We start from the raw sequence: 11,034 nt of genomic DNA, 5'->3' as shown, positions 1-11,034 counted from the left end.
CTGTATTATATTGTATTTAAAGATGTTAATGCAGCAGGAGCTTTATTTTCTTTCAATGTCTGAACATTCTTATGTACATTACGAGCTTGAAAGGATTTATATATCGTAATAAGCGTGCATGTTAAGTAACTAAGGTTAATTAAATCACATGATCGAGAATAACAATATCCTGCAGCAGACTTCTGAATTACTTTCCGACAAAACGGACTTATACAGGCTTCTTGTAGAAGGTGTACATGACTATGCTATCTTCTTACTTAGCCCTACAGGCCATGTGCAAACATGGAACTTAGGGGCGCAAAAGATTAAGGGGTATAAGGCCGAAGAAATTATCGGACATCACTTCTCAGAATTTTACCCTGAAGAAACCAGAGCAAGTGGTTTCCCGGATCTGGAGTTGCGGCTGGCCACAAAGCATGGCCGCTTTGAAGATGAAGGCTGGCGGGTAAAAAAAGACGGTTCTGTTTTTTGGGCTAATGTTATTATCACCGCTATACCTAGTGCAGAAGGAGATAAGCTGCTTGGTTTCTCTAAAATCACAAGAGACCTAAGTGAGCGGAAACTATTGGAAACCCAGCTTACCCGTACGCTGGATGAGCTGAGGGAGAGCGAGGAGCGGGCACGGCTGCTGATAGAAGTAGTAAAAGACTACGCAATTTTTATGCTGACGCCAGACGGAAAAATTGCTTCCTGGAACCAGGGGGCAGAGCAAATCAAAGGCTACAGCGCAAGTGAAATAATAGGGAAGCACTTTTCAGTTTTCTATACAGAGGAAGCCAATGATAGAAAATACCCTGCGTATGAATTAAACAAAGCCTTAAGTGATGGCCGCTTTGAAGACGAAGGCTGGCGCCTGCGCAAAGATGGTACTCCTATCTGGGTGAATGTGGTGATAACGCCGGTTTATAATGCAGAGGAACGACTGATCGGGTTTACCAAAGTAACCCGCGACCTTTCGGAGCGAAAGAAAAACGAAGAGCTGATGCTCAAGAACAGGGAGCTCCATAGAATCAACACCGATCTCGATAACTTTATCTATACCGCTTCGCACGATCTGAAAGCCCCCATTGCAAACCTGGAAGGGTTGGTGGCTGTACTAAAGCATGACCTGGGGCCTGATATCTCGAAGCACGAAGAGGTAGTTAATCGTATTGAAAACTCTATCACAAGGCTGAATAATATTATACTTGACCTCACAGATGTTTCCAGAATACAACAGGAAGATATTCTGGTAGAGCCTGTGCACATAGAGGAGTTGCTGGAAGAAGTAAAAGGCAGCCTGGAAGATTTAATAGCGTCTTATGGTGCCGTAATTGATGCTGATTTTTCAGGATTCACGCACATCCATTACTCTAAGAAGAACTTTAGAAGCATTCTTTTCAACCTGGTCTCGAACGCCATCAAGTACTCGTCTCCGGAGCGAAATCCGATCATCCGGATTAATACCGAGAAGCTGCAGGACGAGGACCAGTATTTGCTAACTGTAGCTGATAATGGCTTAGGTATTGAGAAAAAACACACCTATAAAATTTTCTCTATGTTTAAGCGCATGCATTCGCATGTAGAGGGAACGGGCCTGGGTTTATACTTGGTAAAGCGGATACTCGAGAACTCTGAAGATAGGATAGAGGTTGAAAGCAAAGTAGGGCAGGGCACTACCTTTAAGCTATACTTCCACCAGGGCGACGCGAGCTAGGCCGGCAGCAAATCACAGAACCAGAAAGCTGTATCGAACACAGGTTTAGCCTCTTTTTTATAGCAGTTATCATCCGGGTCAGCAGCAGGCGCATAAGTTTTGCGTACTTTTTCGCCCAGGCTATACTTTACAGGTTCCTTAAAAATAGGGCCATCAAACACAAACGTATGAAATTCGCCATTCTCACCTGCCGGATCTACGCTGGCAGGTAAATCCTGTAAGAAACTCTCATCCAGCAGGCGTCCAGCAAAAGAAGCATCAAGCAACTTTTCGTTGACGCATACCACCACAGCCTTAAAGCCAAGGTTGATAAAGGTGCGGGTGATTTGCAAGGTAGGCTGCCCCCAAAGCGGAAACAGCGCCTGTAAGTTTACCTGCTGTAACTGCTGCTCGCGATAAGTTCTTAAATCCTCAAGATTGATATCTCCGAAAATAGCATGGGTGATGCCTTGTTTTTGGAAGGGGCTCAAGGTTTGTTCCATCAGCTCATTATAAGCACTCATACTTGCCTGCTCTGGCAAATATACTTTCTGAAGCGGTATGCCAATGCTGTGTGCCTGGCTGTCCAGCAACTCCTCACGAACACCATGCATACTTACGCGCTGGGTAGCCCCGCTCAAGGTAGTTAGTAGCTTTTCTACTTTATACTGCCTCTCTTGCAGTACATGGTGCAGGCACAGCGATGAATCTTTGCCACCACTCCAGTTAAAAATGCTCTTCTTTTCCAAAGGTGTTCGTTTATACTTGTACAAAGTATGAAGGTAGCGCAAGAAAGGGAGACTTTAAAATCTGTTCCTGGTTTGGGTGGCTTTAGTGCCTGTTATAGTTATCACTTTCAGAAGAGTAGCGTAAAAAGGTAAGGGCAATTAAGTGTGCTTATGTATAACCTAAATTGAAAGGAGAAAAGATGTCACAAGGAGATAAATCAGCTTACACAGACAAGCAAAAGCGCAAAGCAGAACACATTGAGGAAAGTTATGAAAAGCGAGGCGTGAGCCACGATGAGGCTGAAAAGAGAGCATGGGCTACCGTAAACAAGCAGGATGGCGGCGGTAATAAGAGCGGATCTGGCAGAGCCAATCATAAGAAAGACTAGTGCTACGCCAATTTATAAATTAGAAATTATGGATTAGAAATGATTCACAAAAAGATTTCAACAAATTTTCTGATGACAATTACTAGATCTAAAGATTAAATTTGCCGGACACCAGACTACCCATGATAGCAGATAACAAGGCGGGCCGGAATCAATTCCGGCCCGCCTTGTTATCATGGATAGTAATTAGTGTGATCGTGCGGATCATCATGTATAGGGTCTACCTCTACAGGCATACCCTGCATCACTCTGTTGTGAGAGTAAGGCCTTTGTTGCGGCTGCTTTTTTGCATAGCCATACTTGGGTTTGTTATTGCGCTTGCTCCAGGCAGACCATGCCAGGCCAACCACTGCTACTGCTCCCGCTAAAGCCAGTACTTTTGGCATAGGATTACTAGCAGGCGGCGGTACCGACACAACACCATATTCATCTGCTACGGCAGGCTCATGTACATAGCGGCCATGTTTGGGAACAGCAACCATCCAGAAATCATGCACCAGCTGGTCTAGCTTTTGTCTCAGTTCTTCTCCTTTCATTGGCAGGCCGTGGCCCGTGGCGGCAATTTCAGGATCCAGGTCGCATAGCGCTTCAACAGAATGATGAGCTGATCCCCAATCAGTGGTGAAGTAAGCAGGCGGGCCGTGTACTTCTCGTTTCTGCGTGAGCACAGCCATCGCCGACTCACCATGTCTGGTGATAAATGCATCTCCTACAATCAAGGTTCTGTCACTTTCACGGAACAAGGATACATGCCCTGGGCTATGCCCTGGCGTATGTAGCCATTTCCATCCCTCTAAAGCAGGCACAGAAAAGTCAGGAGGTAGCAATTCAACATGGTTCTTTATATTGATTGGCTTCTTAGGATACAGGAACGACATGTAAGCCATGCCTCCGCCACCTACGCTAGGGTCTGGTGGTGGATAGCTTGATTGGCCAGTAAGGTAGGGCAGCTCCATAGGGTGGGCATATACCGGCACCTCCCACTCCTCGGCCAGCTCTTTCACTGCGCCCACATGGTCAAAGTGGCCGTGCGTCAAAATAATGGCGCGCGGAGCATTGTCTTCACCAAACAGTTCTTCGGCAGTCTTTTTGATTTTTGCAGCTGATCCGGGTACACCTGTGTCTATCAACACCCAGCTGCCATCAGGGTTTGCTACAAAATACAGGTTTACGAAAATGGTTTTAAGCCCCCATACACCCGGCGCTACCCGAAACGTTTTACCAGAGCTGCTCTGAGATGTCTGCGTGTTTGCCTCCATAGTTATCAAATGGTTTATGTAGTTGAGTTCAGAAGTTTTTCATACGCAGTTAAAACGTTTTAGCTGCCAAAAAGAGAAGACTTGTGCCAGAAACTGGAAAGAAGTTGACATACTTTTAAAACAGCAGCACCGTTTTAAGGTTATACTATGGCAGGCATGCTTTTTGATGATCTTTGGGCAGCCACTAAAAAAACTGGTGCTTTATTTCCTGTTTTACAGGAATTTTTTATCTTTCTGGAAAGTTTATTCTATATGGTTAATTTATTTGTACCCCCAAGCTATATGTCTGTTTACGCGAAGTGCGTAGATGCGACGATGCCGGCCTTTGAGCCGGAAGAGTGGATCGAAGAAGGGAAAGTGTATCCGGTGAAGCATTTCACTGAGCCCCTGAACCAGGGCGAAGGATATGCTGTCACTATTATGGATGAGGATGGGATTGAGATTCATCCGTCTGCTTCACACTGGAGCTTTGCCTCTACGCGCTTCGAGTTGTACACCCTGCACCTCAACTAGACCAAAATCAGAGTTTTCACGTTAACTATAAAGGCTGCTTTACCGCAGCCTTTTTTAATGATTTTGTTGGAACGTGTCGTACTGCTTTATCCATGAGTGCCGAAGAATTTAACGATTTACCGCCCCACTTACAGGCCGAATTAGCATTTGAGCAAGGCCACTACCTGCACCACCGCATCAAAGGCTGGTGCAAGATAGACTTGTATTGGCTTCACAATTTTTATGTGGAGATATGGTTTTTGTACGATCTTAAAAGTGTCGGTCTTGTCAGGGCGCTAACCAGCTATACTTCGCTTGACCCTTATGCCGATACGATAAAACTGAAACTATCGAACAGCAAAAGCAAAGACTAAGTAGTTAAGCCACCTAAAGCTGAAAGTATAGTAGCGGACTCGGCTAGTGAGTTTATACTTTGCGGAATCAAAACTCTTCTTCAATCAGTTCCCTGTTCATCATAGCACCGGCCTTTGTGCCTGCTGCCACTGCAGCGGGCAAGGCTCGCATCATAGTACTGTTGTCTCCTGCTGCATAAATTCCGGGAACAGTAGTCTTAGAGAAATCATCTACCTTTATATAACCTTGCTCGGTTATCTCACATCCTAAAGCCTGGGGAATTGTGCAGTGCTGTGCAAAAGGCACTCTGGCAAAGACTGCTGCTATTGGTGTGGTAGTGCTGTCTTTAAATAAAATTTGCTTTACGCTGCCATTATCATGCTCAAAAGCTGAAATTTCTTTTTCTACAATTTGAATATGATGGCTATCCAGTTTAACTGTTTGTTCTGCGGTTAAGGTCGAGGCACCATTCGTGAAAAGAGTCAGCTTATCTGACCAGTTGCTTAACAGTTTGCTCAATTCAAATCTCATGTCACCGTTTCCAAGCAGGCCGATATGCTCTTGCCTTACCTCGTACCCATGGCAGTAGGGGCAATGCAAAATTGAGATTCCCCAGCACTCGGCAAACCCAGTTATCGCTGGAAACAAATCCGTGATTCCAGTTGCAAACAAGAGCTTCTTCCCCGAAAATTTTTCGCCAGACTGGGTTGTTATCTCAAAGCCATTGTCAGTCTTATTTCCGCTTACAGCCAATCCATTAAAGAGCTGTACGCCGTCATACTGTAGTACCTGGCTTAAGGCTAATGCTGATATTTCTTTCGGAGTTTTTCCGTCCTGAGTGATAAAGTTATGGGCGTGTGGCGTTTGCCTGTTGCAGGGTTTACCGCTGTCTATGATCAGCACTTTTCTTAATGAACGGCCTAAAGCCATTGCGGCAGAAAGACCAGCGTAGCTTCCTCCGATTATGATTACCTCAAATGTGCTCTTGTCCATCATTATGACGCTATAAATTTAGAAATCTCATCAGCAGAGCAGGTGATAGACATGTATAACCAGTTAGCATTGCTGCAGATATCTTTTGCCGGCACCTGATTTAGCTGCTATTTATAGAGCAAAGGTAAAGAATAAAACAATACTTGCAATAATGTTGCAAGTATTGTTTTAAGTATTAGTCAGTGTAAAATGAACGAGAGCTGTTTGGGTATAAGGTCCAATATTTAACTAAGCATCAGCCATGCTATTGTAGCGGAGGAGCTGCAATAGAAAAGCCTTTGCCGAAGCACATCAGCAAGTTTATACTTGCAGCAAATAATGCGTTTAGCTAAAAATCTGCAGGAGTTTTGTTTTTTACTTTAAATCAGACAACATTTTATCAAGCGCTTTCCTGTGGTATACTTTAGCGCTTTTGATAACGCTATTTATCCGGCTAGAATTTGAGATTTCTTCCAGCGGGTTGCCATCCAGGATAAGCAGATCTGCCACTTTACCCTGTTCTACCCCACCATAAAACTTATCAATGCCAAAAAACTTGGGACCATTGATGACAGAAGTTGTAAGTGCCTGTTGAGGAGAAAGCCCAGCGTTTACTAAACTGTTCAGCTCTCCGTGCAGCGACTCACCCGGGTATACAAAAGAGTTGTAAGGTCCGCTATCAGAGCCTGCTACAATGTTTACTCCTGCTTCATACATGGGTACCATCATATCCTGTACTAGCTGCGCCATTTGTTGGCGCATGTCATTGCCGCTTGTTCGGGCACGCTTAGCACTTTCAATTCTGCCCTGGTACGTTTGCTGCACACCACTACCAATGTAAGCCAAAAGCGAATCCTTTGTATGGTCTGTGTCTAGAATTTCTGCGAGAGTTTTGCTGATGTGCAGCGTTGGCGTAATGTAAACATTGTTGGCGCTTAACTTGGCAATCACCTGCTGGGCCAGCTTCGGGTTATAGCTGTTCACAATCTGACCCATCATGCCATAGCCCAGGTTTAGGCTGGTAAGGCTGTCGGCTAACGGAGAAGTTGCCTTCAAAACATAGTACATGTGCTCCGATCCGTCTAAGCCATAGTCCACGGCCTGCAAAATATCGGCAGAGAGTGGCATATGCCCGGTGGTTTTTAAACCGCGTTTTTCGGCAGCTTGTATAATACCATAAAAAGCTTCTTTCGAAAGGCTGCCATCATACATCTTCACATAATCTACATCAAGTGATTCAAGTGAGTCTAAAGCAGCCGCTATATCACCATCATCAACAACTTGAATAGATCCCGGCCATGCTGGGTTAGGGCCATCTAATTTGGGGCCGGGTGTAAAGATAGTTGGGCCTACCAAAGCACCCTTCCTGATTTGCTCACGCCAGCTTAGTACGCTGGGAACAATATCGCCTCCTGCATCCCGAACTGTAGTGACGCCATAAGCTAAAAACAAGGGGAGGAAATTCTTGTTCTCCTCGATCAGCGTGTCACCACCTCTAAAGTGCACGTGCATATCCCACAGGCCGGGCATTACATATTTTCCGCTGGCATCTAAGGTTTGCTGTGCCTTATACTTTCTGGCATTGGCAGTAGCATCTACTACTCTTATGGTGTCATTGCTTATAGCTATTACCTGGTCCTGAATCAGCTTGCCTGTGCTGATATCAACGATGGTGGCATTGGTAATAAGCAGATCGTACGTCTCCTTTTTTGTGGTTTGGCAGGCCGATAACAGAAGGCTTAGACTTAGTAAAAGCGGTAGCAGGATGCGCATAGGTAGCTGTGTTTAAAGATTATAAGGCTACTAAATATAGCAGGTTTCTTACCGACTTCCTATGGTGTAAGGGCAAAGGCAGCGACGAAGTTTTAGCAGAGATGTACAGCGGAAGCCGAATGCTTAGCGAAGGGTAGGACTGTGCTCTGTTGTGGGATTAGATTTTGCCAAACTGCAATTTCGGGCATGGAGGCTGTTAATGGTGTCATTTTAATTTATACTCTTCTTCGTTTAAAAGAAATAAAGCATCATTTATCGAATAGCCAACGTGTTAATTCGCTAATCAATCCAAAACAGACGTAGCCAGAAATGAGTTTTGCCTGAGGAGGGTCCACTGTTTTATTATCCTGACTAACATTATTAGGTAGCCCAAAGTGGGGCTTTTCACTACTTAAGGTTAACAGAAATATACCTGTTGAGTTACTGCCTGCAGACCAATAATATCAACTGAGCCTAGCTTTTAGCTATACTTGATGTGTGGCTTATTATTTCGGTAAATAAAGTTTCATCGTTCCTTCTTTAAATAAGACCTCGTCTAAATGACCCATTTTTTGTCTGTCTGCTGTGATTAAGTGCATATGTAAAAATGTGTCGTGGTGTGTAAGAATTGCTTTATGTTCGGTTGAGAAAAAGCCAACTATCTCGGATTTTATATTTTTAATTTCATAGTTTTTCTGTCCTTTATGTGCTTCGTCTGGTGAGCTAACTTTGGAGCCTTTAGGCAAGTTCACGATATGGATAGTTGCTTGTTCAACTGTCCCTGTGAGCTTAAACATAAAAGGTCTTGGTGAAGATGTAGTAACGCTGTTAATAAATGTTTCAAGCTGTTGACCTGTTCTAATGCTGTCTGGTAAATTGTGCTCGGTCCATTTAGTGATATTTACATAGCCAAAGAAGGGCGCTTTTATGTCGTAGGTTTCTTCGACTTTCATAGTTGTGTCGCTAACCACGGTTGACTTGTAGGATTTTCCGTCTATAATCAGAATTTCACCTCTTAGATATTCAACGGGTCCAAGGCCGTATAAATTTGTTTTATTGGCAATGGTGTCAATGTTAATGTTTCCGGAGAGCTGCCCTTTCCACATTACATTTTTCATTTGTCCTACTATTTTTACCGGCTTGGCCGTCTGTTGGGCATTCGAAGAGCAGCTTGTCATTATCAAGATTGTAAGCCCGAGAAGTAATGCCCTAAGTTTCATTTTTCTCATTTCCTTTTATTATGTTCCTATAGTTATTAGCAATGTCCAGTAGTGGTTGTGCGCACCCTTAGCTTGAAGTGCAGCAAGGTAGTAAATCAATTAAAAGGTTTTTCTAAACTTACCATCTTAAATGAATGCTAACGTGTGGTGCAGCCGATGGGCAAGGCGAAGCAAAAAGGCTGAACTTGCTTAGGCTACGATATTCTATTTTTCTTCTTCTAAAAACATTACATCTGGCCGAACCTCTCTGCGCCACTTCTCACCATACTTCTTTTCCAGATAGCTAAAGATAATCTTGTTATATTCCTCTATGCATTCGTATGCTGGTGGCGTACACCCGAAATCAAAGTACTGACCTTTATACTTCCTCTCAAACTTATGCTGATTCTTGTAGATAACTGGTGCAATGCTTCCAACCAGGAGTAGCTTTGGCTTTCCGCTTGCTATATCCGCTACGGCGACACTTCTATTATAGGGACAATCTGTTTCAAGAGTAATGTGTAGATCTGTTAGCGATTCTGTTTCTACACTTAGTGCTGTATCAGTTTCACTATAGCCAAGGTAGCGGGCAATCAGGTGGTATTTTCCTTGTGGAACACTATCAAACCTGAAGTAGCCCAATTTATCTGTAATAGTATTAAAATCCTTATGCTTTAAGGAAATATGCACATCAGCTAGAGGCTTCTTATTAACTCCCGATAAAACTCTACCTTCTATATGATTTTACTTACGTTAATATTTCTTCTCAACCCAATAATCCTACTGTATCTTGGTCTGTTGAAGCGTTGAACCATTATCGGGTATATATTTAAGAATAGGTTGGTGAGGATAAGCCATTTAGCCTCACCTAATGAGCTTGAAACTCCGATAGCTATTGCGAAAACAATCAGAGCTATAATCGTATGTCCTAGTTCGGATGCCCGAGTATTATACTCATTTACTTTTAGTGAAAGCAGGCTGTTCTTTATAGGGTTTTTCTTTTTATTAATTTTCTCCCATCCTATCCACACGAGTGTTTTTCTGTAGGCTTGAACTCCTAAGTATTTATAAATGCTCCCGTTTCTTTCAATTGGCTTAGGTTCGAAATAATCTGAATCAAGTTTTAGATTTACCTGTGAGGCCAAGTATGTATACCAACTCATTAGTATGAAATTCAGACTCCAAGCAAATACAAAGCTTCCATAAGAAAACATCTCGCCAACACCCCAACTGGTGAAAATGGCTATTAGTGTAGCAATAACTGAGGCTAACCATTTATTTGAGTCCATCATAACCTCATTTAATTTATTATTCTCATTGCCTCTAACGGTATTCGTGCAGCCGAAGCCCGAAGTAAAGCAAGGGTTAAGGCTGCACCAGGTTAGGGAGCGAAATTTTTAGAGGAAAGTTAGCCCTATTTTCTTGTTTAGTCCTTTTTCAAATATTCTGATAAGGGTAGAAAGCTGAATGTCACCTCTCGCGTTTTCGATTCTTGAGATATAACTCTTTTTTGTCCCTGCTTTTTCCGCCAACTGCTCTTGTGTCATCTTAGCTTCTTTTCGGGCTTCCTTTAGCATCTCACTCACAATAAACATCTGAGCGCTTTCTTCATATTTATTGCGGCTGTCGGTTCCTATTTTTCCGTGCTCTATTTCAATCAGTTCGTCGAATGTTTTGATTCCTTTATAATCAGTCATGGCTATTTCTCTTTTAGTTTAAAATACTCGCTTTTAAGTCGTAATGCTCTTTCTATTTCTTCCTTAGGTGTTTTCTGTGTTTTCTTCTGGAAACCGTTGAAAAGCACTACTAGTTTCCCTTCGTCAAAGCAGCAGAAAATCCGATAGATATTCGACTGGTACTCTACCCTTACTTCGTAAAGTCCTTCGTATCCGCTCATGGGAGCTAGGAATTTTACGGGCACTCTTTCGACCTGCTTAATCAGTTCTAGCACATATTGAACCTTGGATTTTACCTTAGCATCAAGGCTTATATAGAAGTCTAGGAAATATTCCCCATGAAAGATGATTTGTCTTGGCATACGACAAAGTTATCTTAAAAGATAACTTGTGCAAACTTTTTAAACTGAATGATTTTAATTTTGGGTACTTATGCACCCTAACCTTTAGATTAGCGCTATATAATTTTTCCAATAGCTATACTTTTCTATTACCAGGTATTGTAGTAATTTTTACCTATACCTGAAGGGCAGCCAGT

At 43.0% G+C, this 11,034-nt stretch carries 13 protein-coding genes; 4 read left to right on the top strand and 9 right to left on the bottom strand.

Annotation, left to right across the window (positions count from 1 at the left end; genetic code table 11):
- Positions 1-148: 148 nt before the first annotated feature.
- Positions 149-1,696 (top strand): sensor histidine kinase, encoded by a 1,548-nt coding sequence (locus ACFQ2O_RS16135; RefSeq protein WP_377529972.1) that lies wholly within the window; start codon positions 149-151, stop codon positions 1,694-1,696.
- Here ACFQ2O_RS16135 and ACFQ2O_RS16130 read toward each other — a convergent pair.
- Positions 1,693-2,424, bottom strand: coding sequence for a Dph6-related ATP pyrophosphatase (locus ACFQ2O_RS16130; protein WP_377529970.1), 732 nt, complete (start codon positions 2,422-2,424; stop codon positions 1,693-1,695). The two genes, ACFQ2O_RS16135 and ACFQ2O_RS16130, sit on opposite strands and share 4 nt — an antisense overlap.
- Before the next feature lie 179 nt (positions 2,425-2,603).
- Between ACFQ2O_RS16130 and ACFQ2O_RS16125 the strand changes: the two genes are divergently transcribed.
- Positions 2,604-2,792: a hypothetical protein gene (locus ACFQ2O_RS16125; protein WP_377529968.1), complete on the top strand. Its 189-nt coding sequence runs from the start codon at positions 2,604-2,606 to the stop codon at positions 2,790-2,792.
- Positions 2,793-2,965: 173 nt separating this feature from the next.
- Here the strand turns inward: ACFQ2O_RS16125 and ACFQ2O_RS16120 are convergent, their stop codons facing one another.
- The gene (locus tag ACFQ2O_RS16120) at positions 2,966-4,051 is read right to left on the bottom strand and encodes an MBL fold metallo-hydrolase (RefSeq protein ID WP_377529966.1); all 1,086 of its coding nucleotides are present in this window, start codon (positions 4,049-4,051) and stop codon (positions 2,966-2,968) included.
- Between the two features lie 147 nt (positions 4,052-4,198).
- On the opposite strand from ACFQ2O_RS16120, the gene ACFQ2O_RS16115 reads away from it, so the two are divergent.
- Together ACFQ2O_RS16115 and ACFQ2O_RS16110 are read left to right on the top strand one after the other, a co-directional pair.
- The gene (locus ACFQ2O_RS16115; protein WP_377529964.1) at positions 4,199-4,564 is read left to right on the top strand and encodes a hypothetical protein; all 366 of its coding nucleotides are present in this window, start codon (positions 4,199-4,201) and stop codon (positions 4,562-4,564) included.
- 92 nt (positions 4,565-4,656) lie between these two features.
- Entirely contained in the window at positions 4,657-4,917 is a 261-nt protein-coding gene (locus tag ACFQ2O_RS16110; protein ID WP_377529962.1) for a hypothetical protein, read from the top strand.
- Positions 4,918-4,984: 67 nt separating this feature from the next.
- On the opposite strand, the gene ACFQ2O_RS16105 is transcribed toward ACFQ2O_RS16110, so the two are convergent.
- From ACFQ2O_RS16105 to ACFQ2O_RS16075, 7 genes are all read right to left on the bottom strand, one after another.
- The gene (locus tag ACFQ2O_RS16105) at positions 4,985-5,893 is read right to left on the bottom strand and encodes an NAD(P)/FAD-dependent oxidoreductase (RefSeq protein WP_377529960.1); all 909 of its coding nucleotides are present in this window, start codon (positions 5,891-5,893) and stop codon (positions 4,985-4,987) included.
- A 351-nt stretch (positions 5,894-6,244) separates the two neighbouring features.
- Positions 6,245-7,642, bottom strand: coding sequence for an amidohydrolase family protein (locus ACFQ2O_RS16100; RefSeq protein ID WP_377529957.1), 1,398 nt, complete (start codon positions 7,640-7,642; stop codon positions 6,245-6,247).
- A 485-nt stretch (positions 7,643-8,127) separates the two neighbouring features.
- On the bottom strand, positions 8,128-8,850 hold the full coding sequence (locus ACFQ2O_RS16095; RefSeq protein WP_377529955.1) for an acetolactate decarboxylase: 723 nt from the start codon (positions 8,848-8,850) through the stop codon (positions 8,128-8,130).
- Positions 8,851-9,045: 195 nt separating this feature from the next.
- Entirely contained in the window at positions 9,046-9,510 is a 465-nt protein-coding gene (locus ACFQ2O_RS16090; protein ID WP_377529952.1) for an FEKKY domain-containing protein, read from the bottom strand.
- Positions 9,511-9,554: 44 nt separating this feature from the next.
- A complete protein-coding gene (locus tag ACFQ2O_RS16085; RefSeq protein WP_377529950.1) occupies positions 9,555-10,112 on the bottom strand; it encodes a glycosyl-4,4'-diaponeurosporenoate acyltransferase CrtO family protein in 558 nt (185 codons plus the stop codon).
- Between the two features lie 105 nt (positions 10,113-10,217).
- Positions 10,218-10,517 carry a helix-turn-helix domain-containing protein gene (locus tag ACFQ2O_RS16080; RefSeq protein WP_377529947.1) on the bottom strand — a complete coding sequence of 100 codons (300 nt, stop codon included), beginning with the start codon at positions 10,515-10,517 and terminating at the stop codon, positions 10,218-10,220.
- A 2-nt stretch (positions 10,518-10,519) separates the two neighbouring features.
- The gene (locus ACFQ2O_RS16075; protein ID WP_377529944.1) at positions 10,520-10,858 is read right to left on the bottom strand and encodes a type II toxin-antitoxin system RelE/ParE family toxin; all 339 of its coding nucleotides are present in this window, start codon (positions 10,856-10,858) and stop codon (positions 10,520-10,522) included.
- Positions 10,859-11,034 lie beyond the last annotated feature (176 nt).

It is taken from the genome of Pontibacter rugosus (genome assembly GCF_042678745.1).
Classification (GTDB): Bacteria; Bacteroidota; Bacteroidia; order Cytophagales; family Hymenobacteraceae; genus Pontibacter; species Pontibacter rugosus.
Note: the sequence above shows the minus strand (reverse complement) of the source record. Positions and strands in the feature narration are given on the sequence as shown.